The organism is Photorhabdus temperata, from assembly GCF_025384845.1.
Taxonomy (GTDB): domain Bacteria; phylum Pseudomonadota; class Gammaproteobacteria; order Enterobacterales; family Enterobacteriaceae; genus Photorhabdus; species Photorhabdus temperata.
Map to the genome: position 1 here is coordinate 23,527 of NZ_JAJAFX010000045.1, position 16,700 is coordinate 40,226.

The 16,700-nt window shown below is 37.0% G+C and carries 13 protein-coding genes and 4 pseudogenes; 6 read left to right on the plus strand and 11 right to left on the minus strand.

What is annotated here, in order from left to right; translation table 11 throughout:
* Nucleotides 1–53: 53 nt before the first annotated feature.
* From LGZ99_RS16760 to LGZ99_RS16770, 4 genes and pseudogenes are all read right to left on the minus strand, one after another.
* Nucleotides 54–1,073 carry a DUF6453 family protein gene (locus LGZ99_RS16760; protein ID WP_023046382.1) on the minus strand — a complete coding sequence of 340 codons (1,020 nt, stop codon included), beginning with the start codon at nt 1,071–1,073 and terminating at the stop codon, nt 54–56.
* A pseudogene (locus LGZ99_RS16765) lies at nt 1,070–4,204 on the minus strand (phage tail protein); the annotation flags it as partial. The gene LGZ99_RS16760 and the pseudogene LGZ99_RS16765, both read right to left, overlap by 4 nt.
* Nucleotides 4,205–4,524: 320 nt before the next feature.
* Nucleotides 4,525–4,602, minus strand: a complete 78-nt coding sequence (locus LGZ99_RS24885; RefSeq protein WP_071789578.1) for a tail fiber assembly protein — start codon at nt 4,600–4,602, stop codon at nt 4,525–4,527.
* Between the two features lie 33 nt (nt 4,603–4,635).
* Nucleotides 4,636–5,511 carry a tail fiber protein gene (locus LGZ99_RS16770; RefSeq protein WP_036840948.1) on the minus strand — a complete coding sequence of 292 codons (876 nt, stop codon included), beginning with the start codon at nt 5,509–5,511 and terminating at the stop codon, nt 4,636–4,638.
* A 273-nt stretch (nt 5,512–5,784) separates the two neighbouring features.
* Here LGZ99_RS16770 and LGZ99_RS24890 point away from each other — a divergent pair.
* From LGZ99_RS24890 to LGZ99_RS16790, 4 genes and pseudogenes are all read left to right on the plus strand, one after another.
* Nucleotides 5,785–6,182 (plus strand): annotated as a pseudogene (locus LGZ99_RS24890) (DNA primase); the annotation flags it as partial.
* Nucleotides 6,183–6,288: 106 nt separating this feature from the next.
* The gene (locus LGZ99_RS16780) at nt 6,289–7,209 is read left to right on the plus strand and encodes a hypothetical protein (protein WP_081858351.1); all 921 of its coding nucleotides are present in this window, start codon (nt 6,289–6,291) and stop codon (nt 7,207–7,209) included.
* A complete protein-coding gene (locus LGZ99_RS16785; RefSeq protein WP_023046605.1) occupies nt 7,206–7,601 on the plus strand; it encodes a DUF1240 domain-containing protein in 396 nt (131 codons plus the stop codon). The genes LGZ99_RS16780 and LGZ99_RS16785 overlap by 4 nt, the downstream gene beginning before the upstream one ends.
* Before the next feature lie 191 nt (nt 7,602–7,792).
* Nucleotides 7,793–7,954 (plus strand): annotated as a pseudogene (locus LGZ99_RS16790) (phage major capsid protein); the annotation flags it as partial.
* A gap of 85 nt (nt 7,955–8,039) precedes the next feature.
* Here LGZ99_RS16790 and LGZ99_RS16795 read toward each other — a convergent pair.
* From LGZ99_RS16795 to LGZ99_RS16820, 6 genes and pseudogenes are all read right to left on the minus strand, one after another.
* Nucleotides 8,040–8,918, minus strand: a complete 879-nt coding sequence (locus LGZ99_RS16795) for a phage tail protein (protein WP_262979360.1) — start codon at nt 8,916–8,918, stop codon at nt 8,040–8,042.
* Nucleotides 8,919–9,372: 454 nt separating this feature from the next.
* On the minus strand, nt 9,373–9,969 hold the full coding sequence (locus LGZ99_RS16800; protein WP_036840941.1) for a tail fiber assembly protein: 597 nt from the start codon (nt 9,967–9,969) through the stop codon (nt 9,373–9,375).
* A pseudogene (locus LGZ99_RS16805) lies at nt 9,969–10,445 on the minus strand (phage tail protein); the annotation flags it as partial. The pseudogene LGZ99_RS16805 and the gene LGZ99_RS16800, both read right to left, overlap by 1 nt.
* Nucleotides 10,446–10,468: 23 nt before the next feature.
* A complete protein-coding gene (locus LGZ99_RS24705; protein ID WP_036840936.1) occupies nt 10,469–10,735 on the minus strand; it encodes a hypothetical protein in 267 nt (88 codons plus the stop codon).
* Nucleotides 10,736–11,160: 425 nt separating this feature from the next.
* Entirely contained in the window at nt 11,161–11,532 is a 372-nt protein-coding gene (locus LGZ99_RS16815; RefSeq protein ID WP_036840934.1) for a DUF4431 domain-containing protein, read from the minus strand.
* A 149-nt stretch (nt 11,533–11,681) separates the two neighbouring features.
* Nucleotides 11,682–11,903: a type II toxin-antitoxin system Phd/YefM family antitoxin gene (locus LGZ99_RS16820; RefSeq protein WP_021326634.1), complete on the minus strand. Its 222-nt coding sequence runs from the start codon at nt 11,901–11,903 to the stop codon at nt 11,682–11,684.
* A 454-nt stretch (nt 11,904–12,357) separates the two neighbouring features.
* Here LGZ99_RS16820 and LGZ99_RS16825 point away from each other — a divergent pair, with 454 nt between their 5' ends.
* Complete coding sequence (locus LGZ99_RS16825) at nt 12,358–13,026, plus strand: LuxR C-terminal-related transcriptional regulator (RefSeq protein ID WP_023046567.1); 669 nt, start codon at nt 12,358–12,360, stop codon at nt 13,024–13,026.
* Nucleotides 13,027–13,157: 131 nt separating this feature from the next.
* Entirely contained in the window at nt 13,158–13,853 is a 696-nt protein-coding gene (locus LGZ99_RS16830; protein WP_036840931.1) for a helix-turn-helix transcriptional regulator, read from the plus strand.
* 331 nt (nt 13,854–14,184) lie between these two features.
* On the opposite strand, the gene LGZ99_RS16835 is transcribed toward LGZ99_RS16830, so the two are convergent.
* Nucleotides 14,185–15,762, minus strand: coding sequence for a phage tail protein (locus LGZ99_RS16835; RefSeq protein ID WP_021326636.1), 1,578 nt, complete (start codon nt 15,760–15,762; stop codon nt 14,185–14,187).
* Between the last annotated feature and the right edge of the window lie 938 nt (nt 15,763–16,700).

Here is a 16,700-nt window from a genome sequence, read left to right on the forward strand (position 1 = left end):
TATTCCTTAATGATTAAAAATTGAAATAGGTTTCAGCATCAATGTACAATGATTTATGAAGAGATATATGTCGCATACCCATAATACCCCCTTTGTATTTTAATATCTTTAGAAATGCATGGCGTTATATATTTCCTGTCAACTCTACCAACAGCTATTACTTTATTATTTCTTTTATAAATGGACTCCCCGAAATTACATGGCGTGTACATGGGCCTTGATATACCGGGTATCGCAACTTTATCCCCTTCATTATATCCATTTAAGGATACAGATACAGGACGCGTCAATACACCCACGGCTGATGAAAATCTAATATTATTAGAATTATCTCTAATTCTTAAACCATATTTATCATTACGCAAATCATTTTCAAAATTTAAATTCGAAAAAATAACAACTTTAAATTTCCCCGAAGTCATATCAGCTGATTTTGGATTTCTGACCTCCAATGTGATTTTCGGTGTTCGTTCATATCCACGATAAATATTTAAAGCAACAAATGCATTATTGTCATCAGTGTAGAAGAATGGAAGGCAATTATTAAAATTTAATCTACTATCAATAACGCTCAAATTGAACTCACCACTCAATGTAAGTTCTTTCTTATGTGATACGTAGCTGTATTTAATATCTGAATTTAAAGACGAAAAATTAGTATTCCCCGATATCCTTAATCCGTGATTCCCTCCCGATATTGTCGGCCATGCAATTATGACAATATATTTTATGAAATGATTTTTCCCCGTATCTAAAAATTCAGGCCAATAAAATGTAAGATACCCCTGACTATCGCGAGTAACAGATAGATCTTTCCCCCCGTCAGGATAACTTGCAGGTCCATCATCTTTCCATTTTATTTCACCAAGTTTATGGGACGATATTGCATAATCGTGGCCGGGTGGTATTGGATTTGGGCATTTCCACCAGGTATTCCATCCGTTTCCCCAGATGCCCGGCGTGTCTGGCGTAATAACTCCGACGCTCACAATGTAAGCTGGCGCTGTTTTTTCATTAAATATAAACCTTGAAAAATCAAAAGGGTTTGTAATTCTTAAACCGTATTCACTCATAAGAATTCACCCAATTCGATTATTGGAACACCTGAACCATTGAATATATATATCCCCGTGTTAGTTATCCTCATCTTGTAGCCCCCAGACACACCATTTACTTCAAAAACTCCATTTTTCATATCAATACGCAGCCCGGATTTATTCGGCACATAATTAATAGATTTAAGGTCAACACTAACTAATAACTCTTGAATTGTTGCACTGTCAATAAATGCACTGCGCATGAACACTTGCCCGTTCTTGATAAAGAAGACAGATTCAAGCTTTCCGTTCGCAGGATTGAAAACAGCAAATGTCTCTGCACTGAATCCGATATTTGTACTGACTTGTCCATTCTTAACTTGGGCGCCAATAACCATCCCGGTACCATAATATTGCCCGTTATAGTTAATCCCGGCTTTTACTGTATATATTGCTGAACCGTCTCCTTTTTGGTCAAAAACAGTTGTTGCCTTGGTTTCAATCGCCGCTTTTTGCTGCTTAAACTGAGCTTGAACCTGCTGAGTACTTTCTGCAAAGGCCTTGTCCATATTGGAAATTGACAATTCATTTTTATAGATACGGCTGTTAGCATCAGTAAACTTGGTGTTTACATCTGTCTGCCAGCGTGCCCATGACTCATTATTATTAACATACAATTCTTTGAGTTCAGAGATTTCGGCTTTTCTATCGCCGTTCTCAACCATCATCCTGCTATTTGAACGAGATGTTGCACTGGCATTTTCTAGAATGCCCTCAGTGTTGTAATCAATCTGAGATTGAAGCGCTTTACCTGCATCAGCTTTAAGAAACGTATCACCGGCAGCGTCAATTATCCAACTTGCATCTGAAGACGACGCCCCTTTAATAAACTCAGTCCACGGCGACTGATTACCAGTTTTATCAACAAGTCGAGCGCGGAAGTAGAAAGCAACACCTGCGGCCAGTCCCTGCATCGTATAAGTTCGCTGAGGATACGGAACATCAGACAACAGCATCAAATCATTGCCGTCATTAGTCTTACTGTATTGAATCTCAGTATGTTGAGTGTCTGATGTGTCTTCGCCAAAGTTCCAATCAATCTGAATACCGAAAATAATCGGGGTTGTACGGAAATTTAAAGGTATAGGAGGGTTACCCTCTTTACCCTTCAACATTGTTTCAGGAGCGTTAGCCCACACACTTGATATCTCAGAGGCATTGATTGCACGAACGCGGGCTTGGTAACGACCAGCGTAGATATTATCGACTTCAAAGCCCAGGGCGGATGTTCTCGGCGCGGATATCCAGTTACTGTTGTCTTTTCGCCACTCTGCTTCATACGCTATAGCACTGTCAGCAGCATCCCAATCAGATCGCAATGTAGTTACAGCCAGCCCCTGCACTATTTTAGTATAAGAAGATATGCGAACGTTTTTTGCTGGTGGCTGAACACCAGGCGGTATTACAGAGATTGGCTTTTCGTCAATTCGAGCACCAGTATCAATATGACTATACTTATCGGGATTGTGACAAACACAGTTAATAGTGAATGTATTATCATTGTTGTCATCAATGCTTGTGACACGATACAACTGAATAGCCAAATCATCAGCATCAACTGACCACACCGCATTTTTTTGTGGCATTTCTGAATATGCCGCAGTGACAGTAACGACTTTGCCGTTGACTGCTTGTACCGTTCTTGCTTCTGATTTGCCGGATGGCAAATTAACTAACAGCCGATCACCCGCTTTTGTGCCTGGCTCTCTGTCTAACGTGATGTTTCTGTTGTTGCATTCAGATACTCTGCCACCGATTACACGCCCGGAAAACAGCTCATCAGCAACACCTATAATATCTCCGGGAAGTGGTATTTTTCCTTCTAACCCAGTAGCAAATGATACAGTTCTGTCATTAGCATTAGTTAGCAAGGCCCATCTTCCGCGCCGATTAGCTTCACTTTGACGAGTACAACCAATAGCCGTAATTTCTGTTTGATTTACACCGTATCGTCTAACCAATTTATTATCAGAAACAACTTCAACGGCATCATTATAGTGATTGCTAGGATCGCCATACGACACAAGAGCGTGAGTATAGCGATTACGCTGGCTACCACTACCATAATTGAACTTTCCATCGACGACCGATGCTTTAGTAAAAATACGACTAACATCACGCGGCATATCAGCAATTGCAAAAATCTTATTATCTGACCAATACGTCATTCCACGAAAAATTGATGCTAAATCACGTAATACTGTATAAGCCTCATTTTGTGCCTGTATATATACATCACATATAAAACGCGGCTCTTTTCCGTTACCGCCCCGGCCATCTGGTACCAATTGATCGCAATACTGAGCAATTCTATAAAGCTCCCACTTATCAACATGGCTCGTATCCAGCCTGTCACCAAGACCGTATAATTTACTTAATAAGATGTCATAAAAAACCCAGGCTGGGTTGCTACTGTGCGCTAATTTAAATGTACCATCCCACATTCCAGAATACGTGCGATTGACAGGATCATAGTTTGATGGAACTTTAATTAATAGTCCTTTAGATAAGACACTAATTTTCGGAATTCGATTATTAAATTGTTCGGCATTAAATGTAACGAATAAAAGTGCGGTATTTGGATAACGTAATTTTACGTCAATAACTTCAGCTATTGCTTGAATATTAATTTTATCAGCATATCGACCTGAATTTTTATTCGGCGTCAGTCTACGTACACGGATTTGCCAGCCAGTAGTTGCCTTGGGTAAGTCAATACGGTGTGAACGCTCATAAGTTGATGTTGTTTTTCCGTCAAATGCAGTTTTAACTACTTGATTAAATCCAGCGCCATCAGTGTTTAAATCTATTTCATATTCAATACGATAGCCTGTTGTATCTCCGTTATCACGCTGCTGCAATAGTTGCGGCACAGAAAACCGGACACGTACAGCTGATAGCTGTGTGTTACTAATAGAACGTATCCACGGCTGATCACTTTTAAGCTCCATTCCTATGTTAATTTCATTATCAACACTCGGCATTCCCTTAATATATTCCTGATGCTGACTACCTGGTCGGAATTCCCATGTGACGCCCTCAAAATTCCTTGAGCCATCAGAATTGCCAATCGGAGTACCATCTAAAAATATCTTTGTATCATCTAGTACTACAGCCGTAGATACCAGAAAGTTGCATTTTCCTTGATGCTCACAACTCTGAGAAACCGCATGAATTAAGCTTTTCTATGAGTGTCTTTTCTGTTGAAAAAAGTAAGTACGGCTGTAGTACTAGTCCTTTCTGTAAAAAATCACCAACTGCAAAAACACCACGAAAAAATTACTTGAATTGCGCCAGCAAAAAGCCGATCTGCCCTATCAAATGCGCCCCCCTTCTCACTAAAGTCGAAGAAGAAAAGCGCTTTCTAACCGACAATGAAACATTTTTTTTCTTACTTCAGCACCTCCGACCACTCAACATCGGGAGCCTATGAAATATCAACCCTACTCAGTAATACCCGGTATTTCTTCCAGGCTGTTAATCCATCCGCCTGGTAGTATCTCAATTGGACAAGAGAAGCCTACACATACGGGTATTATTACACTGCTCTCACTATGTAGTTAAATGCTATATTGCGTGGCCTTGAGACTCCTATAAAAGTAGTATTAGCAGTCCATCTATTTGCAACTACATACCTAGCCCCCAATGAAATGGCTTTATCTTGAGGAGTATCCCACTTTAGCGCCGCACGATCATGAGATGAGAAACTAACAACATTATTAACTGAATTAACATCCTGTAACAAATAAGATCCCTCCTGCCATGACAATAATAAACGAGATGAATCCACCCCTCTTCCATCATCCCATCCCCGGATAAACTCTCCTCTTAAATCGGGTAATCTACCATCAGGATAAGCTTCAGCTAATTTCGGGTACTGTAATTTGTTAAAAGCTGAACCGTTACAAGTAAAATAACCAATAGGTGGGTGGGGCAACGGCCATGGAATAGGAGAACCAATAGGAATTTCACTGGCTGTTTTAATCCGGTTATCTATCTCTTCGCGGGTATACTCACGTAATGAATTTATTACTTCCTGAACAAGCTTTTGTGTAACCGCCAATGTGTCGCTATTGCCAATCACATTTGTAAGTTGAACAACACCTTTTTGTGTTAATGAAGCACTAGGAATATCTGTTGTAATTTTTTGCTCTAATGCTTTATTTAATTGAGCAGTGAGTTTAGCTATGTTTCCATCATCTAGAACATCATCGCCAGATTGTGTCGCGATAAAATCAGCCACAACAGATGATATGGTTGACGATTGACGTAGTGTCTTATTTAACAAGTGAGTGGGAACATTATCTTGTGAAAACCCAGTCTGCAAACTCTGACTTTCTTCATATCTTTCTTGACTCACTACATTAGCATTATTACTAGTAGAGAAAGCTTTAAAATTATTCTTATGACTCATATGCCCTCCTCGAATTAAATAATATTATTTTATAGACGACTTATCACAATTCAGTGTATTTCAATAAAATAATAATAAAACACCCTTATAACTCAGAAGGCTGATTATTTTTATATAATTCCAAGAGTAAAAAACCTAATATTTCCAACCAAAAATATACTAAATCCATTTATATTTAACATCTGGGAACTATTTTTCTCTTATTTCTTCCATCTCTTCCTGAATCTCCCTCTGTTTAACATTCCACACTGAATCTTTAGGTATTTGGACTAAACACCTAGTGAAATCAACAACGCGATTAACGCAATGAAATTGCAACTTCCTGTTATCAGAGGGCAGCTCAGGGAAATCATCGGCTTTAGTAATAGTGTTTATGATTTATCGACGAAGGTGTTTAAGCCTACCAGCCTGAACACTGGCTAATGAACCATAATGACATTAAGTTTACCCAGCCCTTAAAAGGGGAAAATTTGCAGGCACACGCCCCAAATTTTTATCGCTGGTTATCCCATGCCACGAGTAATGATGTAAACAAGATGGTCAGCATTAATGCCACCCTATTTAGGATATTGGCAAACCATTATCGCGTCTTTATTAGCCAGTGAACACAATACCGCAAGCGGCAATATGAAAGCACTAGGTGAAGCCAGGGGAGTTATCAGTTTGTCGGGTTCAGAGGGCATCTTCTGGCAGGAATTAAATTATTTTTGTTGACCCTGTTTGTTATATAAACGAAGATGTCAGAATAAGTAATATTAACTGATGTAAGGAAGGCATATGACATATAGAAAATATAATTCCAGTGTGGAAGGTTACATGGGAGATTATTTAAGGGGTAATGTAGGCATTAATCAGTTAAAACCTCAACATGAATTCTTTGATGCCGTAGGGTTAGAAAAGGTATTGAATGATAATACTCAATACCACATCGTTCTTACGTTATCAGAAGCCAAAAGCATTATTGAAGATATAAGTCCTTTCCGTCCACCGAATCCATATGACGGAGAAGCATTTGCAAGAGGCATGGAGGAGGAAAACAAGAAAAAAAATCCTATGTCGTATGTATTTTCTGTCACAAATCCTGTTTCTACCTATGCCGGAAATATCTATGATTTACATGGGTTCTATGAAGTTTGCAGAGAGTTTAAGAGGTTAAATATCACCGCGACAATACATATGGGAGAAAATGGAAATAGGTATATTCACCTATCAGGGCATGCAGGTCTTAGACGCCTTGTCAGGGGAACACGATACGGTGCCAATCATCCTAAAATGCTGGCAATGGGGATAGGCCAGCAAGGTCTTAATTCAAGTATTGTTAAAGGTGTCAGATTCTGTATTATCTTCTCTATTGGTTACCGAATGATAGAAAGTATTTTTAAGGATGAATATACCTTAGCCGATTTTATCGGCAACATAACAATGGATATGGCTAAGACAGCTATTATCGCTGTTGCCTCTTGGGCTGTAGGTACAGTTTTAACTGCCACAGCTATTTTAGGTGGTAGTATTATTGCTGTTGCCGGAATAGTTTTGGTTACTGGTATTTTGGTAGCTTATGGTTTAGACATTCTTGACAAAAAATATGGAATAAGTGAAAAATTAATAGCTTTTTTAAAAGAAGAAATGAAAAGAAAACCAAGAACACCAGAAGCGGACTTACAACATTTTTTTAATGGATTAGGAAGGTTGAGGTGAATAGTAAATATTTTAAAGCATTAGGAGGACTAATACTATTATTAATAGTGACATTTATGATGTGCTTAGTTATTAATTCTGTTGTTTCATTAATACTAATGAAAGATGAGATAACATTTTCTAGCACAGTTGTCATATGTTTTATGTCCTCTCCTCTATTATTTTATTCTATATCAGGCTCTATTTTTTTCTTTATCTTTGATAGGCTACCTAAATTTAACAAGTTGATTGTTAAGTACCTGAGCATGCTAATGATTGCATCATTTATCGTTAGTTTTCCTATCTCTTTTTATGTTAGCTATAAGTTAAAAAATGAGGGTTATTTAACATGTGATAAAATCTCATGGATGTCGCCCACAACTTATGTCAAAAACATTAAATTATGTGAGTGAAAAATTTTGTAAATATTCATGTTTTCGCCTATTTAGCCTCTGATTTTTAGGGGCTTTTCTATTATTTTTATGGTGTTAAATAGTGCTTTCTGTAAAAAATCACTAACCGCAAAAACACCATGAAAAAATTACTTGAATTGTGCCAGCAAAAAGCCGATCTGCCCCATCAAATGCGCCCCCTTCTCACTAAGATAGGTTTGGGTGACTTCAAGCGGGGTTATTTCATCGTTGACCATGAGACACGTACCCGTACCGACAATATCACTGAACCAGGATTTATTAAAGCCCACACTGACAAATTATGTGGGCGGTGGTCTGGTTAAGACTCTAACTCTATCAAAGTGCTGGAAGTGAAAACCACGAGGGCATTACTCCCCCCTTTCCTTACTTCGGCATCTCCGGCCACTCAATATCAGAGGTCCACACACATGGGGATTATTATGCTGCTCTCACTATGTAGTTAAATGCGATGTTACGGGGTCTTGATACCCCTACGTAATCTGACTTAACATGCGAGGCCCCCATGGATGAAGCGACCCTAACTCTTACTGAAAGATCTTTATTTCTGGGTGAATCCCACTGTAATACCATTTGATCATTAAGTGATAAGGCAAGAACAAAATCACCTAAACCAACTTCCTGTAATAAATAAGACCCTTCCTGCCATTCCAATAATGAACGTTTTGGATCAACACCACGCCCATCATCCCAGCCCCGAATAAACTCTCCTCTTAAATCAGGTAATCTACCATCAGGATAAGCTTCAGCTAATTTCGGGTACTGTAATTTATTAAAAGCTGAACCATTACAAGTGAAATAACCAATAGGAGGGTGGGGTAACGGCCACGGAATAGGAGAACCAATAGGAATTTCATTGGCTGTTTTAATCCGGTTATCTATCTCTTCGCGGGTATATTCACGTAATGAATTTATTACTTCCTGAACAAGCTTTTGTGTAACCGCCAATGTGTCGCTATTGCCAATCTCATTTGTAAGTTGAACAACACCTTTTTGCGTTAATGAGGCACTGGGAATGTCTGTTGTAATTTTTTGCTCTAACGCTTTATTTAATTGAGCAGTGAGTTTGACTATGTTTCCATCATCCAGAACATCATTACCAGATCGTGTCGCAATAAAATCAGCTACGACAGATGATATTGTTGATGCTTGACGTAATACTTTATTTAACATATGAGTAGAAACATTATTTGGTGGAAACCCAGTCAGCAAACTCTCACTTTCTTCATATTTGCCCTGACTCACTACATTCGCGTTATCATTAATAGAAAAAGCCTTAAAATCATTCTTGTAACTCATATACACCCCTTAAATTAAATGATGTTATAATCAATACATTGAATTATTGTAAAAATAATCCTCTGTAATTCATGCCAATCAAAGTCTAGTTCAGAAAAATAATAATTCAGTATCATTATTAATTACAAGGTTAACTTTTTTATATAATTTTGGAGTCAAAAATATACCCAAAAATTTATATTAAACATCTGAAAAATATTTTTCTTTTATTCCCTCTACCTCTTCCTGCAACTCCCGCTGCTACATTTTTCATCATAAAAGAAACAAACCCCGTTCTTTTAAACGAGGTTTGTCAGTGGTCCGAAGCCACCGTTAGGCAGCTTTTATCGATTTAGATCACATTCAGAATATGATTTCAAAAGATGTTTTTTCAAAATTGAATAAACATTTATTCATTGCGACTATCTATTAACAAAACTATCAATAGCAATCAGGGTCACAATGGTCCTGTTTATCACTCCGGCACCTCCGGCCATTCAATATCGGGAGCCTGTGAAGTATCTACCCTGTTCAGTAATACCCGGTATTTCTTCCATGCCAATAAAGCGGCCTCTTCAGACTTTGTCGAGATTTCCAGGTCAACAGAGTCTTGGAGTAACGATAGTATTTCATTCGCTTGTCGTAACAGTGTTGTTTTCTGCTGCTTGGCTTCTTCAATCTGATGAGATTTCAGTAGCTCTTTATCAGCTACCCACTCTTGACCATCCCACTTATCGTAGTCAGTGACGGGTTCTTTAAAAGTCAGGGTTTCAGGTAGTTCACCGATTTCAATAACTTCCTGCGGCAAACGTGTCTGCTTGTTATAAGCTGTTTTTCCACGGTAATCGGATACAATCAGCCAATGGGTTAAATCAGATGAACGACAAGCGACATATCCCTCCTTAATATCAGGTGGTGCATCTGTGCAAGCATTAGCAGGAAGACCGACACCAATAGGAAGATACTCATCAGTACTGTTTAAATATTCCAGCGTAATCGCATCGTAATTAAACACAATGATACTTCCGGTACTGATAGCAATATTATTTTTATCCAATACAGCCTTATTCATCAGACAATCCTCACAATGTAATTAAATGCTACGTTTCGCGGACGTGTTTCTGTTCCTGTTGAAGCAGCAACCGCATTATCCATATAACCGAAACCACCAGACCCCATTCCGATAGCAATGCCTAGTCCGCGAGAATCAATCCCGTAGTTAACGTTTTGGTAGACACTATTGAGAATACGGCTTGGTGTACCCAAACCCTCGGCTCCAGCATTTGAGTTGGACCACATCCGGCCAATCCTGTGACTATGTGGAGCAATATCTGCCAGTTGATTGGAAAGTAGATATCGATTAACGTCCACCCCACGCCCATCATCCCAGCCACGAATAAATTCACCCCGTAAATCGGGTAATACGCCACTAGGATAAGCTTCCGCTAATTTTGGATATAAATATTTGTCAAAGATAGCTCCATTACATTTCGCCCACCCATTTGGTGGTATGTTAGTCGGCCAAGGAAGAGGTATTCCTACCGGGATTTCTTCAAGTACAGATATGTTCATTATGCTGCCCTTACAATATAGTTAAATGCCATGTTTCGTGGTCTTGACACTCCTATAAAATTAGAATCCGCTAACCATTCTGCTCCAGTTGAATAATTTACAGCTTTTACTGAAAAATAGGGCAACGGCCACGGGATAGGAGAACCCACAAGTATATTAATTTCTTCACGTAATGAATTTATTATTTTCTGAACAAGCTTTTGTATAACCGCTAATGTGTTGCTATTACCCAAATTTAATTGATCGATAAGTTTGGCTCTACTCATACCTTTCTTGACTCACGACATTAACATTATCATTAATAGATAAAGCCTTAAAATTATTTCTCTTGCTCATATACTCCTCTTAAATTAAATAATTTTTCATGTAATAAACATATTAAGTTATTATAAAAACACTTCCTATGCAATTCACACCAATCAAAGTCTAGTTCAGAAAAAGGATAATAAGATATTCCCATTACTTATAAGGTTAGTTGTTTTTTACATAATCACAGTAATAAGCAATTCAATATGTTAGAGTCAAAAATACATCCAAGAATCTATATTTAATCTCTAGAAACTATTCTTCTTTCACCCTTTCCTGCAATTCAATAAATATCTATCATCAACTTCAATGGGTAAAAAAATAAGCCCCATAGAGGCTTTATTTAATATTGTTCAACAAAACTTCCTACGTTACCACCTCCAGATTATTTAGCAGCTTCAATCCTCTGGGTTTCGAGCATGATTGGTGTATGATGATGTCCGGAACGCGCATACATAATGGTTCCGGTTACGCTTACACGGTGCCCGACAAGGCTTCGATACTCGTTATAAAATTCGGACTGGACTACCAGCTGCATAAAGTTACGCTCCCCCCATTCCGGTGCCCCCTTAGCACATCCTATCGTCTTATCCGGTTGCAGCACCCAATAAGTCTCAGGGATATCCCCGTTTTCCACGTTTTCGTAATTTGGTGAGCCAGGATAGGTAATCCTTAATAACGTGCCATCAAGAGTCACTTTTTGCCCTTCTTCATGGCAGTTCTCTGTTATTTTACCTGCTGCAATTCTTCTGTACATTTCTCACGAAGTTTCCAATTCTGCTTTACCAAAGCTTTAAAGTCCGCACTGTTGGCCGTAGCCAATTTCGGCCATTCCCGCAACACCTGCATAGTGCAGCAAAAGATAATCATGCAGAGCGATGACTTCAGCCAAAGTAACGTGCTTAATCATTTGTCGGTCAGTGCTTTGTTAGTTACATCAAATTGGCCGATAAGCTGTGAAAATTCCGCATTTAACATTGCCTTACAATACTCTTCAAAACTGGCTTTGCTGATCACAATAGCGGATTCATTGTTACGTCGGGTTATTTCTACTGGTTCGCCAGCAATAGCTTGATCGAGGACTACTCCAAGGTTTTCCCGAGCTCTGCTGTAAGTGACAGTGATCATAATTCAATTCCTTCTCTGGTTAGTTGCACTTATTTTTTGTACATATTTTGTGTACCTAATGCAATCTTTATACTCTACAATTGAACAAAAATAAAACAACAAGCACAAAAAGACGAATTAGGCTGTCAAAATTTTCAGCGGTTTTAGGTGTACTTCTAAACAGTATTAGAAACGTTCTACTAATGCCGGATTTGCGCCCAAAATAACCCGTATCGACCATTGTCCTTGTCCGCTAACGTTTATTTATTAAATAAATAACTTAACTCAGCAACTAATTTAATAAAAATTTAATCTACATATGGCATATACAATTAAACAATCCTCGTAATAAAATAACCATAATCATTATGTTATCAAAAAATTTGTCTTTACTGGTAATAAAGTATTAAACTGACTACACAACTCAAACATACCACGATTGACATCCGAAAGCTGTGAAAAAAGGAATTATAATATGAACCATCACACCACCCTATCACCTCAAATTATCAACACACTGGCAGCAAGTAATGATCCTTGGGGAGTCAAAGATAAAAATTCATGCTTTATTTACGGCAATCTGGCATTAAAATCTCTTCAGAACTTTTCAAATTCATTTGAATTTGAGGGGTTTTATGAGAACGAACTTCCTTGGGATAGTGCTAAATTTGCAGAAGAATTTATTAAGCATGATAAGAAAGTGATGGAAAAACAACAAAGAATATGTTCAGTTGAAACACATATATTTGGCAGAGAACAAGTTCTATCATCTTATTTTTTCGAAAAATTTCCTTTTTATCATGAAGATGGAAACTGTATAGGAGTCATATATCATGGCTGGAAAGCCCCAAATTATTCATTAACTCATCTGTATCAATATCATGATAAACTACCCGCCTCCATTATGCTCCAACCACCGATTGATCTTTTTACTCAACGTGAATGGGATATCATTTTCCTCTTTCTACAGAAAAATACCAGAAGACAGATCGGGCGGATATTGAATATTGCCTATCGTACTGTTGAATCTTATATGGTTAGGATATATCGCAAAATAGGTATTAATTCCGGTCAACAACTGGAAGAATATTGTCGGGCCAATAATTTTAATCACTATATACCGGAAAGATTTTTATTATCTTAAATTAAGTATTTATTCTCTGTTTCATATGTTGTCTTTGTCCATAATTAATGGACAAAATAGCCAGTCTTGCTGGAATATATTTTTATTTGCAAAAATTATAGTTATATTCAATAATTTTTTAAAGGTTATACATGAAAAAATTTGGATATAAAAAAGTTCCTTTTATTACCACTCAGTTAACAAATACATGGGATAGAAGCACAGAATCATGGTTCGTAAAAGATAAGGAATTCAGCTTTATTTATGCAAATACTGTTTCTATTAAAGCCAATAAGTTACCTGAAAACTTTAATATTATTGGATATACTGACAAAGAATTACCTACACCATTCAATCACTTTGCTAACCTTTTTGAAGAGCATGACCGAAAAGTCTTAGCGTGTATGCAACGAATATCATCTATTGGCACTTACCCTCAAGGCAATGGTCAACAACTTAAATCCTATTTTTGTAATAAATATCCATTAATGGATGAAGATAATCAATGTATTGGAATCATTTCTCACGCCAAAGAAATAGATCATTTCACAGTATCTCATTACATTATGAATAATATGTCTATATCCGTTAGACTTAGGCCACCTAACAATATATTGACACAGAAAGAATGGATAATAATATTTCTATTCTGTCGCGGCATTAGTAATAAATATATTGCTGATGAAATGAAAATCTCATACCATACCGTGGAAAAATATTTTGAAAGTATCTATCATAAACTATCAGTTCGATCATCGATTGAACTAAGGCTATTTTGCAAAGAAAATGGCTATGATATATATATTCCACCAAGATATTTTCAACCTATAGGTCACTTTTTATTATAAACAATCGATTTTGTTATTATATATTTCCTCCTCTGATTTATTTAATTAATCTAATTAGCTAAGGAGATAACTATAAATTTTCAAAGTGATTTTATGCCAACAAATATCATTTATTGCGTATAAACCATACTGTTTTTTAGCGCCTTATTGAGCGCTTATTAAATTCATCGTAATAGTTAACTTTTTAGTGCCAAGATGTATATTTTTTTGTATATTTTAGTATTAATCTCCCTGTGATAAGCAAGCCATTAATTAGCACTTTAACATCAATTACCATTATTCATAATAAATTACAGTAATACAGGGCTACATAGCCCTGATTACATTATTATTATGGTTTTTCAGGCAATTGCACGCAAACATTTATTACTCTTCCATCTGGAATATCGCATAGGTCACCATCATTGTAATAAACGATTTCCCCTATTTCAGTTACGCTTTTGACACGCTTATTTTGAGCAAATTTCGGAGCATCTGTATTTTGACGGTGGTAACATTCAATTGTTATATCACCGTTGGATGTGTCTACCGATTCATAAACCCAAATAAGATTTAACCCGTTGTTGTCTGCTGGGACAATAATACCGCTATGAATTCCCCGCGCACCATCTTTAGCAAAACCATTGCAGCCGCTGATACAATATTTCCCTGTATCTATGTGCTTAACAGTAACGCCTTCAGCTTCGCTAGTTAACTCGTAAGTTCCGTCAGGGTGAATATCTACAATTGGGCTGAATACTCTGAGATTGCCATTAGCGTCGGGACGCGCATTTTTATCTGTCCAAAGCCGGCTAACTTTTGTATCACCGCCCCCATCATGTCCGTGGATAAAGCTAATACCGGCATGCTCATACTGTGCGATAAATCCAGCCCATACGTCATGCATTCTTGTTACATAGCCGCCTGACCATGGATATCCAATGCCACCATGATTTCCACTAAATCTGAATGCATGACCGCCCTGCGGCAATGATCTTATCCATGCTGAAAAATCACTTATATTTGCTTGAGTAACATATTTTGCCTGGATAAATTCAGATCCTTCGGATTTTGCATATGCCCCAATATCCGCCGCAGTCGGTTTATTTTTTGTTGTATAAATATCAACCCAATCTTCCTCAAAGCCATAATTATCACGGGCTGAACGATAAGCAATCCCTCTATTTTTATACTGCACTTTCAACTGAAAAGCTGGGCAACTCCCAACGCCATTATTGAAGTGAGCAACATGCGCAGAATCTACTCCAGGGTTCAACAAATCATATAATCCTGTATCTGCATTCCAAGGGACTTGATTATTAACAGAATATTTTCCTGTTAATCCGAGCCTAAATGCTCCCACATCCCCGGCATTCAGAATGACATCCCCGGTCAACCCCTTCCCGTTAATTTTTCTACTATTCGGTACAGCATTAGCGGCCTGATTTACCGTCTCCAATAAACCGAGATTTTTCACAAACGCATTTTTATCAGGAATATCTGCACCATTTTGGTTTTTTACTAATCTGCTGTTAGCATTATTATTGACATCAGAAACCAATTTTTGAGTTGCTGCCAGTGAATGACTATCGCCTGTTTTATCTGTGAGTTGAACTATTCCTTTTTGGGTTAATGAAGCATTTGGAACTGTTGCTGTGATTTTTTGTTCTAAAGCTTTGCTTAATTGTGTGATGAGTTTAGCTATATCCCCATCATCCAGAACATCATCTCCACACTGTGTAGCAATAAAATTAGCCAGTACAGATGATATCGTTGACGACTGACGTAATACCTTATTGAGCAAATGAGTCGTAATATTCTCTGGTGGAAAACCCGTTTTTAAAGGTGGGCTTTCTTCATATCTCTCTTGACTCGCTACATTAGCATTATTACTAATAGAAAAAGCTTTAAAATCATTCTTAGGACTCATATACTTTCCTCAGATTAAATAATACTATTTTATAATTAATATATTGAATTATTGTAAAAATAATTCCCCCGAAACTTACGCCAATCACAGTCTAGTCCGAGGCAATAATAATGAAATATTCTTATGACTTAGAAGGTTAACTATTTTTATATAATTGGTGAGAATAAATAGCCCGACAATTTTCGACTGAAAATATATCCAAACCATTTATATTTATCGCATTAAATCTCTCCTTTTATTTCTTTATGAAACTTTCTGCAATAATATTTACGGGATCTATTGAAATAATTAATACCAAAATACCAACTCATTCTTATTTATTTTCACAAAACCTATAAACCATTGTTACAGAATCTTCATAAGTGAAGTCAGGCACTGGGTTGTTACAAATATCTGAGTGGAACTTAAAATACAACTTTATATCTTGTAGCTATACCATTTTAAGTAAGTTTTTTATTTCATTATTCTTCAAAAACTAAATTAAGCATAATTTACCTAACCTTAATTTTATTTAAGTTTAGTTATTCCAACAGCCAAAAAATTCAAACCCGGTTTTTGGGTTAAAAAGCCCATAATAGTTGATTGTGCTGACAATTCAAAAATATGTCTTATAAAATCACAATATCTCACAGACTCTATTTAAGATGCATTCTTTAATTGATCGCACATTATTTCAATTAAATACTATTTTATTCGCATTATTCTGGCCCAGAGATAACACCTTTTCTTTCATCCTATTACAAATCATCGTTATAAGAGTCGCTCTCCCCATCCCTGGTTTATGACAGAAAATTTTTAACACATGTCACTCAATTACTCATGACTGAAAAATTAAATTCATTAATTTATCTGATTAGTAATCATTATAAAATATTTTTATACAAGATAGTATTATCTGTTATATTTACTCATAATTAAAATTATCATATAAAATAATA

Coding starts and splice junctions, on each gene's coding strand:
- LGZ99_RS16830 (WP_036840931.1), top strand. CDS start 13,158: ATGAAAAAATTTGGATATAAAAAAGTTCCTTTTATTACCACTCAGTTA.
- LGZ99_RS16795 (WP_262979360.1), bottom strand. CDS start 8,918: ATGAGTTACAAGAATGATTTTAAGGCTTTTTCTATTAATGATAACGCG.
- LGZ99_RS16770 (WP_036840948.1), bottom strand. CDS start 5,511: ATGAGTCATAAGAATAATTTTAAAGCTTTCTCTACTAGTAATAATGCT.
- LGZ99_RS16815 (WP_036840934.1), bottom strand. CDS start 11,532: ATGTACAGAAGAATTGCAGCAGGTAAAATAACAGAGAACTGCCATGAA.
- LGZ99_RS16800 (WP_036840941.1), bottom strand. CDS start 9,969: ATGAATAAGGCTGTATTGGATAAAAATAATATTGCTATCAGTACCGGA.
- LGZ99_RS16835 (WP_021326636.1), bottom strand. CDS start 15,762: ATGAGTCCTAAGAATGATTTTAAAGCTTTTTCTATTAGTAATAATGCT.
- LGZ99_RS16820 (WP_021326634.1), bottom strand. CDS start 11,903: ATGATCACTGTCACTTACAGCAGAGCTCGGGAAAACCTTGGAGTAGTC.
- LGZ99_RS16825 (WP_023046567.1), top strand. CDS start 12,358: ATGAACCATCACACCACCCTATCACCTCAAATTATCAACACACTGGCA.
- LGZ99_RS16760 (WP_023046382.1), bottom strand. CDS start 1,073: ATGAGTGAATACGGTTTAAGAATTACAAACCCTTTTGATTTTTCAAGG.
- LGZ99_RS16780 (WP_081858351.1), top strand. CDS start 6,289: ATGACATATAGAAAATATAATTCCAGTGTGGAAGGTTACATGGGAGAT.
- LGZ99_RS24705 (WP_036840936.1), bottom strand. CDS start 10,735: ATGAGTAGAGCCAAACTTATCGATCAATTAAATTTGGGTAATAGCAAC.